This is a genomic window from Steroidobacteraceae bacterium (genome assembly GCA_041395505.1).
Taxonomy (GTDB): domain Bacteria; phylum Pseudomonadota; class Gammaproteobacteria; order Steroidobacterales; family Steroidobacteraceae; genus JAWLAG01.
In genome coordinates this window covers 1,974,747-1,990,383 of the sequence record JAWLAG010000001.1, presented here as the reverse complement: position 1 = coordinate 1,990,383, position 15,637 = coordinate 1,974,747, and the positions used below count along the sequence as shown (strand labels likewise).

General features: G+C 60.4%; 15 protein-coding genes and 1 riboswitch. Of the genes, 12 read left to right on the top strand and 3 right to left on the bottom strand.

Translation table 11 applies throughout. From position 1 onward, the window contains the following. The first annotated feature begins 7 nt into the window (after positions 1 to 7). The 3 genes from leuC to leuB are packed head-to-tail and all read left to right on the top strand — an operon-like array spanning position 8 to position 3,088. Positions 8 to 1,411, top strand: coding sequence for a 3-isopropylmalate dehydratase large subunit (gene leuC, locus R3E77_09220; GenBank protein MEZ5499592.1), 1,404 nt, complete (start codon positions 8 to 10; stop codon positions 1,409 to 1,411). Between the two features lie 22 nt (positions 1,412 to 1,433). Further along, positions 1,434 to 2,009, top strand: a complete 576-nt coding sequence (leuD, locus tag R3E77_09215) for a 3-isopropylmalate dehydratase small subunit (protein MEZ5499591.1) — start codon at positions 1,434 to 1,436, stop codon at positions 2,007 to 2,009. Continuing rightward, a complete protein-coding gene (leuB, locus tag R3E77_09210) occupies positions 2,006 to 3,088 on the top strand; it encodes a 3-isopropylmalate dehydrogenase (protein MEZ5499590.1) in 1,083 nt (360 codons plus the stop codon). Before leuD ends, leuB begins: the two co-directional genes overlap by 4 nt. Here leuB and metB read toward each other — a convergent pair. Further along, positions 3,075 to 4,241: a cystathionine gamma-synthase gene (metB, locus tag R3E77_09205; protein ID MEZ5499589.1), complete on the bottom strand. Its 1,167-nt coding sequence runs from the start codon at positions 4,239 to 4,241 to the stop codon at positions 3,075 to 3,077. The two genes, leuB and metB, sit on opposite strands and share 14 nt — an antisense overlap. Continuing rightward, positions 4,238 to 5,287 (bottom strand): homoserine O-succinyltransferase, encoded by a 1,050-nt coding sequence (locus R3E77_09200; protein MEZ5499588.1) that lies wholly within the window; start codon positions 5,285 to 5,287, stop codon positions 4,238 to 4,240. Before R3E77_09200 ends, metB begins: the two co-directional genes overlap by 4 nt. A 132-nt stretch (positions 5,288 to 5,419) precedes the next feature. After that, positions 5,420 to 5,537: riboswitch (SAM riboswitch) on the bottom strand. Positions 5,538 to 5,657: 120 nt separating this feature from the next. On the opposite strand from R3E77_09200, the gene R3E77_09195 reads away from it, so the two are divergent. Genes R3E77_09195 through hisIE form a run of 9 tightly spaced genes read left to right on the top strand, consistent with a single transcriptional unit; the run spans position 5,658 to position 13,054 of the window. Then, complete coding sequence (locus R3E77_09195) at positions 5,658 to 5,975, top strand: YerC/YecD family TrpR-related protein (protein ID MEZ5499587.1); 318 nt, start codon at positions 5,658 to 5,660, stop codon at positions 5,973 to 5,975. A 2-nt stretch (positions 5,976 to 5,977) separates the two neighbouring features. Continuing rightward, positions 5,978 to 6,865, top strand: coding sequence for an ATP phosphoribosyltransferase (hisG, locus tag R3E77_09190; GenBank protein ID MEZ5499586.1), 888 nt, complete (start codon positions 5,978 to 5,980; stop codon positions 6,863 to 6,865). A gap of 3 nt (positions 6,866 to 6,868) precedes the next feature. After that, positions 6,869 to 8,173, top strand: coding sequence for a histidinol dehydrogenase (hisD, locus tag R3E77_09185; protein ID MEZ5499585.1), 1,305 nt, complete (start codon positions 6,869 to 6,871; stop codon positions 8,171 to 8,173). Positions 8,174 to 8,187: 14 nt separating this feature from the next. Next, positions 8,188 to 9,255, top strand: a complete 1,068-nt coding sequence (hisC, locus tag R3E77_09180; GenBank protein ID MEZ5499584.1) for a histidinol-phosphate transaminase — start codon at positions 8,188 to 8,190, stop codon at positions 9,253 to 9,255. Continuing rightward, positions 9,252 to 10,325 carry a bifunctional histidinol-phosphatase/imidazoleglycerol-phosphate dehydratase HisB gene (hisB, locus tag R3E77_09175; protein MEZ5499583.1) on the top strand — a complete coding sequence of 358 codons (1,074 nt, stop codon included), beginning with the start codon at positions 9,252 to 9,254 and terminating at the stop codon, positions 10,323 to 10,325. The genes hisC and hisB overlap by 4 nt, the downstream gene beginning before the upstream one ends. Continuing rightward, on the top strand, positions 10,322 to 10,927 hold the full coding sequence (gene hisH / locus R3E77_09170) for an imidazole glycerol phosphate synthase subunit HisH (GenBank protein MEZ5499582.1): 606 nt from the start codon (positions 10,322 to 10,324) through the stop codon (positions 10,925 to 10,927). The genes hisB and hisH overlap by 4 nt, the downstream gene beginning before the upstream one ends. Before the next feature lie 5 nt (positions 10,928 to 10,932). Beyond that, the gene (locus R3E77_09165) at positions 10,933 to 11,664 is read left to right on the top strand and encodes a 1-(5-phosphoribosyl)-5-[(5-phosphoribosylamino)methylideneamino] imidazole-4-carboxamide isomerase (protein MEZ5499581.1); all 732 of its coding nucleotides are present in this window, start codon (positions 10,933 to 10,935) and stop codon (positions 11,662 to 11,664) included. A 29-nt stretch (positions 11,665 to 11,693) separates the two neighbouring features. Then, complete coding sequence (locus tag R3E77_09160) at positions 11,694 to 12,416, top strand: HisA/HisF-related TIM barrel protein (GenBank protein ID MEZ5499580.1); 723 nt, start codon at positions 11,694 to 11,696, stop codon at positions 12,414 to 12,416. After that, entirely contained in the window at positions 12,407 to 13,054 is a 648-nt protein-coding gene (hisIE, locus tag R3E77_09155; protein MEZ5499579.1) for a bifunctional phosphoribosyl-AMP cyclohydrolase/phosphoribosyl-ATP diphosphatase HisIE, read from the top strand. The genes R3E77_09160 and hisIE overlap by 10 nt, the downstream gene beginning before the upstream one ends. Here hisIE and R3E77_09150 read toward each other — a convergent pair. Further along, entirely contained in the window at positions 13,051 to 15,636 is a 2,586-nt protein-coding gene (locus R3E77_09150) for a bifunctional aspartate kinase/diaminopimelate decarboxylase (protein ID MEZ5499578.1), read from the bottom strand. The genes hisIE and R3E77_09150 overlap by 4 nt on opposite strands. Position 15,637 lies beyond the last annotated feature (1 nt).

The following is a 15,637-nucleotide window of genomic DNA, read 5'->3' as shown; positions in this document are numbered from 1 at the left end:
GGCACATATGGCCGCGCGAACACTTTTCGAAAAGGTCTGGTCCAGTCATGAGGTGGTCGCCGAGACGGCCGCTACGCCGGCAGTACTCTATGTCGACTTGCATCTCACTCACGAAGTGACATCGCCGCAGGCCTTCGCGGTTTTGCGCCAGCGCGGCCTCAAACTGCGTCGGCCGGACAAGACCGTGGCGACGATGGATCATGCTACGCCGACCCGTACCGAACAGGTCTTCGGCGGAGTTCCTATCAGTATCGCATCGGCTGCCCACCAGGTTGCTGAACTCGAAAAGAACTGCCGTGAATTCGGTGTCGAACTTCTCGACCTGAAGGACAAGCGTCGCGGGATCGTGCATATCATCGGGCCGGAGCTTGGCCTCACGCAGCCCGGTCGCACCATCGTGTGCGGCGACAGTCACACCAGCACGCACGGTGCGTTCGGGGCACTGGCATTTGGCATCGGCACGACCGAAGTCGGTCACGTAATGGCGACGCAATGCCTGTTGCAGCGCAAGCCAAAAACCCTGGCCATCGAAGTCACGGGCGCCTTGCCGACCGGCGTCAGCGCCAAGGACCTGATACTCGCGATCATCAATCAAATCGGTGTGGATGGTGGCACCGGGCACGTCATCGAATACCGAGGTCCCACGATAGCATCGCTCGATATGGACGAGCGCATGACGGTGTGCAACATGAGCATTGAGGCGGGCGCACGCGCCGGCATGATTGCTCCCGATCAGACGACTTTCGACTATCTGCGAAACCGTGCACGCTCGCCGGAGGGCGGGGACTGGGAGCGCGCTATAGCCCACTGGCGCACGCTGCCAACCGACCCCGGTGCTCGATTCGACCGAAGCGTTGCGGTCGATGCCGGCCAACTTCAGCCCATGATCACCTGGGGAACGAACCCGGGAATGAGCGTGGCGGTCAACGGCCATGTGCCCGATCATGAGCCCAGCGCGATCGAGCGGGCCGCTCTCACCTACATGGGTCTCGCGCCGGGTGAGCGCCTCACCGAAAAATCCATCAACGTTGTGTTCGTTGGTAGCTGTACCAATGGGCGCCTGTCGGATCTTCGTTCGGCGGCCAGCGTCATGCGTGGTCGCAAGGTTGCCAGGAACGTGCGCATGCTGGTCGTGCCGGGCTCGCAGGCCGTGAAAGCCGAAGCCGAAGCCGAGGGCTTGCACAAGATATTCCTGGATGCCGGCGCCGAATGGCGAGAATCTGGGTGCTCGATGTGCCTGGGAATGAACGGCGACACAGTCGACCGCGGCGAATATTCGGTGAGCACGAGCAACCGGAATTTCGAGGGGCGTCAGGGCGTCGGCGCGCGCACGTTGCTGGCCTCGCCGGCAACGGCTGCTGCGTCGGCCGTGCGCGGCAAGATTGCCGATCCTCGCGATTTCCTACAGTAGACCCTGCGGCGGGAAGCGAACCATGAACGGCATCAAACTGATCAAATCGTGCACTGTCGTGATGCCAGCGGCCAACATCGACACCGATCAGATCATTCCGGGGCGGTTTCTGACTACCACGGAAAAGACCGGTCTCGGCCAGCACCTCTTTGCCGACTGGCGCTACGACAAGGACGGTCTGGAGCGTTCCGAGTTCATTCTCAACCAACCCGCGGTGCGCGGCTGCCGGATCCTCGTGGCCGGGCCCAATATCGGCTGCGGATCGTCACGCGAGCACGCACCATGGGCGCTCCTCGATTACGGCTTCCAGGCGGTCATAAGCACGCAGATCGCCGACATATTTCGCAATAACTCGCTGAAGAACGGCCTGGTTCCGGTCATCGTCGAGCCAAGGGCGCACGCTTGGTTGCTGGATCATCCAGGCGCGGAAGTCGAAATCGACATCGAGGCCGGCGAGCTACGCATGGGCAGTGGTGGAACCGCGGGCTTCACACTCGAGGAATTTGCGCGTTACTGCCTTTTGAATGGCATAGATGAACTCGGCTATCTTCTCGCGCAAGAGTCGGCCATAGAGAGCTACGAAGCCAGGCTGGCATGATCGCGCGCATTGCTGTGCTGCCGGGCGACGGTATCGGCCCGGAGGTCATGGCTGAGGCCGTCGCCGTCCTTCGCACAGTCGCCACCCGCCGCGGTCATGAGTTCACCCTGGAAAGCGCGGATTTTGGTGGTGTCGCTGCGGATCGTCACGGCGAAGCACTGCCGAAAACGACGCTCGACCTTTGCCTAGCGAGCGATGCCGTGCTTTTGGGCGCCATTGGCGGTCCGAAATGGCAAACGGCTGCACCGCAGATGCGCCCGGAGCAAGCACTCCTTGTCTTGCGCAGACGGCTCGGTGTATTTGCCAACCTGCGCCCGATTCGATCGATGCCTGCCCTGATCGATGCGTCGGTATTGAAGGCGCAGGTCGTGCAGGATGTCGACCTGCTTTTCGTGCGCGAACTGACCGGTGGCATCTATTTTGGCGAGAAGTATCGCGACAGCGCCGTGGCGCGCGATCTGTGTGAATACAGCGTCCCCGAAATCGAACGCGTGGCCCGGGTTGCCGGGCGGCTCGCCGGCGCCCGCAAGCGCCGCGTGACCTCGATCGACAAAGCGAATGTCCTCGAGACGTCGCGACTGTGGCGCGAGGTGGTCGAGCGGGTGTTGCACACGGAGTACCCTGATGTCACCCTCGAGCACATGTTGGTCGATGCCGCGGCCATGCATTTGTTGAAGCGGCCGCGGGATTTCGATGTTCTGCTGACCGAGAACATGTTTGGCGACATCCTGACGGATGAGGCAGCAATGCTCGCAGCCTCGCTTGGTGTCCTGCCATCGGCATCACTTGGCGACGGTCGGCGTGGACTTTATGAGCCAATCCACGGGTCCGCGCCCGATATCGCTGGCAAGGGCATTGCCAATCCTTATGGAACGATTTTGAGCTGTGCCCTGCTCCTGCGGTACTCGCTTGGCCTCGAGGATGAAGCGGCCATGATCGAGACGGCAGTCGAACGCGCGATAGCGCAGGGATTTCGTACAGCCGACATCGCCTCGCCGGATCGCCGCCCGGTATCGACGCGCGAAGCGGGCGCGGCCGTGCTGGCCGAGCTCGCTGCGAGTACGGCTAACCCAATCTGATCTGATCGAGGCCCGTCGCCAGGTCATCGCGCAGGTCCTCGACGTCCTCGATTCCGACCGACAGGCGCAGCAAGCCATCAACCAGACCGGCGGCCGCACGCGCTTCGGGCTCCATCGCCGCGTGGGTCATAGTGGCAGGATGGGCAACCAGACTCTCGACGCCGCCCAGCGATTCGGCCAGCGAGAACAATCGCAGATTCTCGACCAGCGCCTTGGCGCCACGCGCACCGTTCGCGATTTCGATCGTGATGATTGCACCGAATCCCGTTTGTTGGCGCCGAGCCACCAGGTGACCCGGATGTTTGGCCAAACCCGGGTAATACACCTTGAGCACTTCGCGCCGCGTGCCGAGCCACTGGGCGAGTTCAACGGCATTCTTCTCGTGGACTTGCATTCTGGCGGACAGGCTTCGCAGGCCGCGCAGTGTGAGATAGCTGTCAAAAGGCGCACCGGTCAGGCCAAGACAATTGGCCCACCATGCGAGCTCATCGGACAATTCGCGGGTTGCGGCAACGACGGCGCCGCCAACGACATCGCTGTGACCATTGAGGTATTTTGTGGTCGAGTGGACGACGAGATCGGCGCCGAGGCGCAGTGGTTGCTGCCACAATGGCGAAAGAAAGGTGTTGTCGACGACGGCGCGCGCTCCGCGCCCGTGGGCAAGAGCGACCACTTGCTCAATGTCGGTGATCCGCAGCAACGGATTGCTCGGCGTTTCGATCCATACGAGGTCGCAGGCCGTGCCCAGCGCTCGAGCCAATGCGGTATGGTCCGCGTAGTCGATGAAATCGACGGCGAAGCGTCCGGTCCTTCGCCACGCCTGGAACAGTCGGAAAGTGCCGCCATAGCAGTCATGGGGTGCAACGATTCGCGCACCTGTTGGCAGCAACTGTCCGACCAATGTGATCGCCGCCATGCCCGTCGCAGTGACGACGGCGCCGGCACCTCCTTCGAGCTCGGTCAAGGCGCTCGAAAGCAGATCCCGCGTCGGATTACCCGAGCGCGTGTAATCGTAAGGGCCCTTGTCATTGAAGCCTCGAAAGGCAAACGTGGAACTCAAGTGCAACGGCGGGACCACCGCACGGGTTGTCGGGTCGCTCTCGAGCCCTGCTCGCACCGCGATGGTCGATGGACGTCTCCTGGATCGGCTCATGGCAATTCCCCGAGCGCTTTCGCAAATACCGCCCGTAGTTGTGCCACCTCCTTCAAAAAGGCGTCGTGCCCGAACACGGATGAAATTTCGGACAATTGGGCGTGCGGTAGTCGTGCCGCCATTGCACGCATGTCGGCAACCGGAACGAGCTGGTCTTCGCGTACCGCAACGAGCGTCGTCGGCGTGAAAATTCGCGTTGCGTCGACTGCGTGCAGATCGATCGACTCGGATAGGCAGATAAATGCATCCGGCCGGTGAAGTGACGCGTATTGTCCGCCCCGCGACAACAGGTATTCCTCGACCGGGAAAACATGACGGCCATCCTGCAAAGTCGGCTGCCGCCCGAAGCGAGCGCTGAATTCCTCCCGGCTGCGATAGGTTGTCATCGCCAGCGCACGGGCAATTTCGAGGGCCGCCCTCGCCTCGCCGGTGCGTTCGCCGAGACGAACGATGTGGCGCTGCACCGCGCGCCAGCCGGTGGCCAGCGGATCGCTTCGGTCTGCCGCGGAGATGCAGATCAGCCGCGACAATCGGTCGGGATAACGCTCGGCGAATGCAAGGCCGACCATGCCGCCGTAGGACGCCCCGACGAAGGCGTGTAATGCGCGCAGACCGAGGTGATTGAGCAGCGCGAGCGCCAGCTGCGCCTGGTCGTAGGTCGATATGGAGGGCATTGGTGCCTCATCACCCGAAACCGTGTTGCCGCTGCCGCCAAGATAATCGAAGGACAGAATCCGAAGCCTGTTTGAATCGAGCGCCTGCCCCTTTCCGACGACGTCAGCCCACCAGCCACGGGATGCGGCCGAGTTCCCGCACACGTTGCGGCCCGCCGATATCCCGCCCAGTGCCATGGCAACCGGAGCACCGGCCGGACCGCTGAGGCGCCAACCGACGCGCACGTCCTGCAACTCGCCGCCGTGATGTAGTCGTAGTTGTCCAGGCAGCACCAGGACACCGTCCTGATCCGGGCTGTCACCGGGTTCGATGCCAGTCGCAGATGCGCGTGGATCGTTGGCGGAAATGGCCGCGAAATGCTCTCGTTTCAATGCGAACTCCATGCTTGTCCAACATTGCCGCGCCGTCGTGTGGGCAATTCATCGCATCGAGTCACCATTTGAGCGAATCCGCCTGAGCAGGCGAACCATGTTGCGACCATCCGCAAACGGCGGCTACGCAATCGCTCATCTGTCGCGGATGGCGTCATCCGCTGCAGGAGTTGGCACCTTGACGCGATGGTTAGTCGCGCAGGTTGCCCCGGCGTCCAAGGGCCTATCCCTCAACCGGTCTCGATGAGTGTCGGGGATTGTACTTTTGCGGATGGGGGCGCTGTCAAGCTGCCTTGCCCGGGGCCTCTTGACCTCTGCCGGCAGCCGCTGTAATATATTGTAATAGCGCGTTAATACATTATTGTACACCATGAAAACCCACCGTGCCCAAAGCGCCCGACAGGAAGCGCATGCCGAGCGCCAGCTTTATTCCGCCATACTCACCCTTCGTAGCGTCGATGAGTGTCGCGCGTTCTTTCGCGATCTATGCACACCCGCTGAGTTGCAGGCCCTTGCAGATCGCTGGGCCGTAGTCGAGCCTCTGCAACGCGGCTTGCCCTATCGCAAGATTCACGAGGCAACCGGCGTTTCGGTCACTACCATCGGTCGAGTGGCCCGTTTCCTGCTGGCAGGAAACGGCGGTTATCAACTCGTACGCGATCGGCTTGGCAACCAGGGGGGCGGTTGAGCATGCGCCTGCGACTCGCGATTCAGAAATCCGGACGCCTTACCGACCCATGCATCGACCTGCTGCAACGATGTGGCCTGAAACTCGTGCGGGGCAAGGATCATTTGATGGGCTACGGCGAGAACATGCCGCTCGATGTCCTGTTCGTTCGTGACGACGACATCACGGATCTCGTTCAGGAGGATGTGTGCGATCTCGGGCTGATTGGCCTGAATGTACTTGAGGAACGGCGGCTCGGTCTGCAGGCAAACGGCACGGCACCGCGCTTTCAGATTCTGCGGGAGCTTGATTTTGGTCGTTGCCGGCTGTCCATCGCCGTGCCGAACTCCGAGCAGTACACTGGGCCTCGCTGGTTGCAGGGCCGGCGTATAGCGACCAGCTATCCAAATCTCCTGCGCAGACATCTCGATAGCGCGGGTGTGCAAGCGGACATCGTCGTGCTTTCCGGGGCGGTCGAAATCGCGCCAAGACTCGGACGCGCCGATTGCATCTGTGATCTGGTATCGACAGGCTCGACGCTCGCCGCCCACCACCTGACAGAAGTACAAACGCTGCTCGAAAGCAAGGTCGTTTTGATCAGGACGCAGGTCCCGTTGCCTGCCGAGAAAGCCAATTGGGTGGAACGACTCCTCCTGCGAATCGAAGGTGTCGAGCAAGTCAAGGAGAGCAAGTACATCATGCTCCACGCACCGCGACACGCCTTGCCGGAAATCCGCAAGCTCCTCCCGGGCAGCGAATCACCAACGATCATTCCACTCGATGGCGCACCGGATCGCGTGGCGATTCACGCCGTATGCCGCGAAAACGTTTTCTGGGAGACCCTGGAGGGATTGAAGAAGGCCGGCGCCAGTTCGCTGCTGGTTCTGCCGGTCGAGAAAATGCTGGCCTGACCAATGCAAGTGCTGTTGTGGAATGAGCTTACACCGCGCCAGCGCGAAATCGCCCTGGCGCGCCCGGCCATGCAGGGGCGCGCAGAAATGCGCGATCAGGTTGCTCGAATAATCGCTCAGGTCCGGGCGAAGGGCGATCGCGCGGTCGCTCGTTTCACAGTGCAGTTCGACAACGTCGAGCTTGCGCAAATGGAAATCGACCAGGAGGAAATTGCGGCCGCGGCTGGTCAACTTCAGCGCGATGAACGGGATGCGATCCAGCGAGCGATCGACAATGTGACGTTATTTCACGAGGCCCAGCGGCGCGATGACATCACAGTCAACATCATGCCCGGCGTCAGGTGTCAAAGCCTGGTCAGACCGATAGAAAACGTCGGACTATATGCGCCAGGGGGCGCGACGCCGTTGCCATCGACCGTAATCATGCTGGCTGTTCCGGCCAGGCTTGCAGGATGCGCGGTTGGCATTCTATGCACGCCGCCACGCGCTGATGGATCAATTCACCCGGCCTTGCTCTACGCTGCGCAACATTGCGGTGTCACCCGGATCTTTCGCGTGGGCGGTGCGCAAGCCGTCGCCGCGATGGCTTATGGGACGGAGTCGGTCCCAAGGGTCGACAAAATATTCGGCCCCGGCAACGCCTGGGTAACGGAAGCCAAGCAGCAGGTTGCCAATGATCCGCGTGGTGCCGCCATCGATTTGCCGGCCGGACCATCAGAAGTCATGGTCATAGCGGACGCAAGCGTGCGTGCCGAATTCGCGGCTGCTGACCTTCTCGCCCAGGCCGAGCATGATGCATCGGCGCAGGCAATCATGGTGACGACGTCCCGCTCGATAGCGCGAATGGTGGTTGCTGAGTTGCGGAACCAGGTGCGTCGTTTGTCGCGCCGCAAGATACTCGCGGCCTCGATACGCAACCTGCGCATCATCTGTGTCAGTGACTTCGGCGCAGCCATCGATATCGCGAATCTATATGCGCCTGAGCATTTGATTGTGCAATGTCGCGAACCAGAGAAGTGGTTACCGCGATTGCGCAACGCGGGATCCGTGTTCCTCGGCGAGTGGACCCCGGAGCCCATCGGAGATTATTGCTCTGGAACCAATCACGTGCTGCCGACCTATGGCTATGCGCGCAATTATAGCGGCCTGGGTCTCGCCGACTTCCAGCGACGTATGTCCGTGCAGACACTGACGCAAAAGGGTCTGGCACGCCTTGGTCCGACAGCGGTAACTCTTGCGAAAATCGAAGGTCTCGATGCCCATGCGCAGGCGGTGGAGCTGCGTCTCGCGCGAGCGTCAAACCGATAGTCATGGTTATGGCAATGACTGCTGAAGAAAACGAGGTGATCGCGCGCGCAAGATCCGAAATCCGGGATCTGCAGCCTTACTCGCATGCGACATTCCAGCCAGGCCTGCTTCGCCTGCACGCCAATGAATTGCCTTGGCCCGGCGCGCACGCAGATGATGCCAATGAAGTCAATCGTTACCCTGAGCCCCGTCCGCGCAGACTGGCGCAGCTCGCTGGCGATTACTTCGGCGTCCCGGGCGATGCCGTCTTTCTGAGTCACGGAAGCGATGAAGCCATTGATCTGCTCGTGCGCGCATTCTGTAGCGCCGGCGAGGATGCAATCGTCACTTGCCCGCCGACATTCGGCATGTATGCTGTGGCGGCGAAGATCCAGGGTGCGGGCATCATCGAGGTGCCTCTCACCGTGAGCGGTGCCTGGCTGCCGGACTTCGATCGTCTCCAGTCGATCTCGGCACCTGGCGTCAAGATTATTTTCCTGTGCTCGCCGAACAATCCGACCGGCAATTGCGCCGGCGCCGACGAGATTTTGGCGCTGGCGAGATTCTGGCAAGGCCGATCACTGGTCGTAGTCGATGAGGCTTATATCGAATTCGCGGATCAAGCGAGTCTTGCCCGCCATATCGAGCGACATCCGAATTTGGTCGTTTTGCGCACGATGTCAAAGGCGCATGGTCTCGCGGGAGCCCGTCTGGGTGTGGCCCTTGCGCGTCCTGCAATCGTCCAATTGCTGCAACGAATCGCCCCGCCCTATTCGCTCAGCAATTACGCGATCGCAGCAGGTATTGCGGCAATGCAGCCGCTGGCCATTGCGCGTACGCGAGCGCGCATCGATCTATTGCGCGCCGAACGAGCACGAATGACTGTGCAATTGACCCAGCTGCCGGCGATCGCGCAACTATGGCCGAGCGATGCCAATTTTCTACTGGTCAGGTGCTATGACTCCGTGCGACTCATGCGTGCCGCCCTGGCGGCAGGAATACTTGTTCGAGACCAATCCGCGGCGCTGAACCTCGACAATTGCCTGCGCGTCAGCATCGGAGCGCGGGAGGACAATGATCGACTGCTGGAGGCATGGCAATGAGCGGGCAGACCAGAGTGTTGTTTGTCGACCGCGACGGTACCTTGGTCGAGGAACCGCCTGACGAACAAGTCGACAGCTTCGAAAAGATTCGATTTCTGCCCGGAGTGTTCGGTGCACTACAGACTATCGTGGCTGCGGGCTGGCGCCTTGTCATGGTTACGAATCAGGACGGTCTTGGCACGGCGAGTCTGCCGTTGGCGCAATTCCAACCTGTGCATGAGTTCATCCTCCGCTCGTTCGCCAGCCAGGGAATCGAATTCGATGCCGTGTACATATGCCCTCATTTTGCCAGCGACCACTGCAACTGCCGGAAACCGGACATCGGCATGGTCACCGCCTATCTCGAGGCCAATCAGATTGACATGCGCCGCAGCGCGGTGGTCGGGGATCGCGAGTCCGATATGGAATTCGCGCGGCGACTCGGTATCCGCGGCCTGCCCATCGACGCCAAAGGCAGCTCCGGCGATCGCTGGCCAGAGATAGCAAATCGCTGCATTGCACGGATTGCACAGCTGCAACGCAGGACCCGCGAAACGTCGATCGACGTACTCATCAACCTGGACGATCCCTTCGACCCGGCTATACATTCGGGGATTGGTTTTTTCGACCACATGCTCGAACAGCTCACCAAGCACGCCGGTATCGGCATGGTTCTCAACTGCGTCGGGGATCTGCACATCGATGATCACCACACGGTCGAGGACTGTGCACTCGCGCTTGGTCAGGCATTGCGCGAAGCAATGGGCGACAAACGTGGAATCGACCGCTATGGCTTCGTCCTGCCAATGGACGAGGCACTTGCGACTGTCAGCCTTGACCTCTCGGGCCGTGCGCATTGCGAATTCGACGCTCGGTTCGGCCGAGCCAATGTTGGCGGTTTGTCAACAGAGCTCGTTTCGCATTTCTTTCGGTCCCTGGCGGATGCGGGCCAATTCGCGCTGCACATCAAGGTTGCGGGAAGCAATACCCACCACATGATTGAAGCGTGCTTCAAGGGCGTAGGACGTTCACTGCGCATGGCGCTGCGACGTGCCGGTAATGAACTGCCGAGCACGAAGGGCGTATTGTGACCGCACCTCGGGTCGCGATTGTCGATAGCGGCGGCGCCAATCTCGCGTCGCTCCAAATCGCTCTGGGACGCCTTGACGCAACGTCGACCGTCACAAGTGACCCGACAGTGTTGGCGGACTCGGATCGCGTGATACTGCCTGGTGTTGGCTCGGCCCGGGACGCCATGCAACGCCTGCATTCACGGAGCCTTGCCAATACGATTCTCGCGCTCTCCCAACCGGTTTTGGGAATCTGCCTGGGCATGCAATTGCTTTTTGATCTATCGGAAGAAGGTGCGACAGAATGCCTTGGTATTCTCCCTGGCACAGTACGGCGAATTCCTTCATCGCCCGGTTTCCCGGTGCCGCACATGGGCTGGAATACGATCACGCGTAGCGTCGACGACCCTCTGCTCGACTCTATTGAGGACGGCAGCTATTTCTACTTCGTGCACAGTTACGCCGCAGTGCCGGACCGCCACTGCATCGCCCGCTGTGACTACAGTGCGCCTATCAGTGCCGTGGCGCGCCGCGGCAACTTCTGGGGTGTGCAATTTCACCCCGAGCGGTCGGGTGCCTGCGGCGAGATGGTCCTGCGTAACTTCCTGGCTCTCTATTCATGATTTTGATGCCCTCACTTGATCTACGCGCGGGCAGATGTGTTCGGCTGCTGCGTGGGGACTTCGACCAGGAGACCATCTATCCTCTCGAAGCCCACGAATTGCTGCAGCGTTATCGCGATATGGGCGCGAGCTGGATGCATATCGTGGATCTCGATGGTGCACGGTCGGCACAACTCGAGAACCGCGAAACGATCGCGCGTCTGGCCAGTCAGCAGGCAGTACAGATTCAGGTTGGCGGTGGTGTGCGCGATTTACGAACGGCGGATGACCTGCTGCGGATCGGGGTCGACCGCGTCGTGATTGGCAGCCTTGCGGCTGAGAAGCCCGACACCGTTATCGACTGGATTGGCCGCTTCGGCGGCGAACGAGTGTGTCTGGCATTCGACATAGAGCTCGACGCGGACGGCTGTCCGCAATTGCGGACGCGCGGTTGGACACAATCCGGAGGTTTGTCCTTGTGGCAGGCTCTCGAGTTCTACCGTGACTGCGGATTGAAGCACGTACTTTGTACCGACATTGCCCGCGATGGCGCTTTGTCCGGCCCAAACACAGCGTTGTATTCCCAAGCCATCACTCGACACCCCGAGCTGGCTTGGCAAGCATCCGGTGGCATTGCAAGCGGCGCGGATCTGGCGGCTCTTGCGGCCGCGGGCGCAGCTGCAGCGATCAGCGGCAAGGCGTTATTGGAGGAGAGAATTTCCCTGATGGAGTTACGGCCATACTTGCCAAACGCATAATTCCCTGCCTGGATGTCCGCGATGGCCAGGTGGTCAAGGGCATCCGATTTGCGAATCACAGGATCGTCGGCGACATCGAGGAGTTGGCGCGGCGCTATTGTCGCGAAGGCGCGGACGAGATCGTTTTCTATGATATTTCAGCGAGCCCGCAACAGCGCACAGTGGATCGCAATTGGGTACAACGGGTGGCCGAGGTACTCGATATTCCGTTTTGCGTCGCGGGAGGCATCCGCTCCGTGGCGGATGCCGAAGCGATATTGCAGTCTGGCGCCGAAAAGATCTCCGTGAACACGCCGGCGTTGGCCCAGCCTGTGTTAATCGATCAGCTGGCGAGACGTTTCGGCTCACAATGCGTGGTCGTTGGTATCGACAGCTTTGCCGCCGACGATACCTACTATGTATATCGCGATACCGGTGATCCGCGACAGAGTGCAAGCACCAAGCGTCTTACGCTCGAGTGGATATCGGAGGTCCAGGATCGCGGTGCCGGCGAAATCGTACTCAATTGCATGAATCAGGATGGCGTGCGCCAGGGATATGACACCACCCAGCTTGGGCAGGCTCGCGCACAATGTACCGTGCCATTGGTCGCTTCCGGTGGTGCCGGCTGTGCGGCGCATTTTGCAGATGTTTTCTCGGTGGGTGTTGATGCGGCGCTGGCGGCGAGCGTGTTTCACTCCGGTAGTCTGCCGATAGCAGACCTCAAACGATTCTTGCGCAATAGAGGAGTTGAGGTGCGCCCATGCAACTGAACGAGCTCGACATCGAGCGGGTCAACTTCGGTAAGCTCGACGGGCTTGTGCCTGCAATTACGCGCGATGCGGTCAGCGGGGAGCTACTCATGCTTGGGTTCATGAATCGAGAGGCGCTCGAAGCGACCATCGAGCTTGGCCAGGCTGTGTTCTATAGCCGGACCAGGGGCAAGCTATGGAAAAAAGGCGAAACAAGTGGACATGTGATGGATGTCGTCGAGGTCAGGCTTGACTGCGACGATGACACTCTCCTGTTCGACGTAGTTCCAAGTGGCCCAGTGTGCCACCGCGGTGCGGCTACCTGTTTCGATGACGGTCGCCCGGGCGCACGATCAGCGATGTTCCTGAATGTGCTCGAAAACATCATTGCGCGGAGAATTGCCGCGCCGGACGAGAACAGTTATACGCAGCGACTGTACTGCGAGGGTGTCAAAAGAATTGCGCAGAAGGTTGGTGAGGAAGCCGTCGAACTGGCAATTGCTGCATCAAGCGGCGATGATTCGGCGGTGGTTGCCGAATCGGCCGATCTGCTCTACCACCTCCTGGTACTGATCAAGGCGCGGAATCTGACGCTCGAAAATATTATCGAAGAGCTCGAGGCGCGCCATCAGAACCGGTTGAGTGAGACGACTCGCTAGACGACTATTTCAACGGCGGGGTTGCGCAGATTGTAGTGAGATGACATGGCGCGGCCATAGGCACCGGCATTGCATATAAGCAGGATGTCACCGGCCTGCGTCTGCGGCAGCAATCGATCGTGACCGGCAAAGTCCGCGCTCTCGCAGATGGGTCCGACCACATCGTACAGGCGGGTCGCAGGTTCCGCGATGCGTGTCAGGTTGAATATTTCATGATGCGCCCCATACAGGGCCGGGCGGATCAGTGAATTCATGCCGGTTGCAAGACCAACGAAATCCACGCCGGATTTGCTCTTGAGCTGTGTTGCAGCAGCAACCAATACGCCGGCCTGACTCACGAGGTAGCGACCCGGCTCTAGCCACAACTGAAGCCGCGGGTGCTGTGCGACAAGCCTGGCGAGGGCTGCATCGAGTGCTTGAACGTCGAGAACTGCAGACCCCTGCTGCTCAGGCACACCAAGCCCTCCGCCAAGATCGAGAAATCGGGCCGCAGGAAAGTTTCCTGCGAGACCTGCGAGGAGCTCGGCCAGGTGGGCCCAGTTGTCGATGTCGAGATTGCCGCTGCCACTGTGCGCATGCAGGCCCACCACGCGGGTAGAGTTGTCGTCGCACAGTGAGGCCAATTTGGTCAACTCGGCGATTGCTACGCCGAACTTCGAGCGGCTACCCCCCGTGCGCACGTGTGCATGATGACCCTGGGAAAATCCAGGGTCGACCCGCACCATGATCTCGCGGTTTCGAAACAGGTCGGGCCATTCTGTCAGCGGAAACTGGTTGTCCAGGGTGATCAATACGCCGTAACTCATCGCGCGAGCGTATTCTTCGCGCGCACAGAAATTCGGCGTGAAGAGTACCCGTTGTGGGTCGAGATCCGGTATGCAGTCAAAGGCATGCTCCAATTCGCCTCTCGACACGCATTCGATATCGATACCGCAATTGTAAAGTGTCTGCAGTATCGCAGGATGCCAGTTGGCCTTCATCGCATAGAGAAAACGCCCGACGGATTTGATGGATCGCAGGCGATGAGCCGCATCGGCAATTGATGACAGATCGTAAATGAACGCGGCGCCGTGCTGCGTTGCAGCCGCCAGGATTTGCTCACGATGCTTATGCCACCAAGGCAATTCGCGTTGACCTTCGTCCGGAGTTGCGGCAGACAACTGTTGCCAGGTCGGACCCCATACGAGGTCACCCTTGGTCGGACGGACCAGGCGCTCGTGCAATTGCTTCACGAGTCGATCACCCTGCCCTTCATCGACGACGAATGTGAGATTGAGATCGTTGGCGGCCTGGGTTACGAGATATACCTTCTGCTCTTCGAACAGTTCAAGCGCGTCTCCGAGCTGGTGCAAAATCGCCCGAATGTTTCGCCCAACCAGCGTTACCGAGGAGCAAGGACCGATGATCTCCGCGCCGCACATGGGCTCGAGATCCGCAATCAGCCGATCGAGTAGCGCGCGGTCAAGCGTGTTGGCCGCTGGATCCAGGGACACGGTCACATTGGTCTCGGATGTGGATACCAGATCCACACTGAGGCCGTGTTGCTTGAATACGGCGAACACATCGGCAAGAAATCCGACCTGATGCCACATCCCGGGACTGTCCATGGTCACCAGCGTTACGCCCTTACGTAGACATACGGCTTTGACCTGCGCCGCAAGCCCACCGCCGCTCGCACTGACGACGGTACCCGCCATGGCAGGATCGACAGTCGAGTAAACGTGCAGTTCGATGCCGAATTTCTTGACTGGCAGGATGCAGCGAGGATGAAGGACTTTTGCGCCCGCAGTGGCGATTTCCTGTGCTTCATCGTAGTCCAGGCTGCGCAGCAACCGGGCACCCGGTATGGCGCGCGGATTGGCACTGAACATGCCGGGAACGTCTGTCCAGATTTCGAGGCGCATAGCGGCAAGTCGCGCCGCGAGATAGGCGGCCGATGTGTCAGATCCGCCGCGGCCGAGCAGAACCGTGTTGCCGCTGTGATCGCCCGCGATGAAACCCTGGGTTACGACCAGTTGGCCATTGGTTGCCAAATTCGCGGCGAACTGTGCATCAGGTTCAAAGCCGCAAGCTGCAGCCAATACGTCCGCTCGCGCGTGCGCTCCATGTTGCTCGGAGCGCAACAAGTTCCGCGCATCGGCCCAGACGGCATCGAATCCGCGCTGGCGCAGAAACTGTGTGCCCAATGTCGTCGCGAGCAGTTCGCCGCATGCCAGTATGGCGGCGCGTGCGAAATCATCGCACTCGCCTGCGATTCGAATTGCATTTACCGCGGACTCCAGGGCCGCAAACAATGATTCGAAAGTGGCGGGTACCGGGACTTCCAGGTCTCGGGCGAGCTGGTCATGGCGTTCCCGGATGCGGATCAACAGTTGCTGTGCGTCATCGTCCGAGACAGCGGCTGAAATCAGCTGTTCTAGCAGATCGGTCACGCCTGACAATGCCGAATGCACGATGAGCAGGTGCGCCCCAGTCGCGAGGCGTTGCTGCACAATCGTTGCAATCTGCTCCCAGTTGGCTCGCGTCGAAACGCTGGTACCGCCGAACTTGAGCACCAGCCAGCGTGTCTGGGAAGAAGCCATG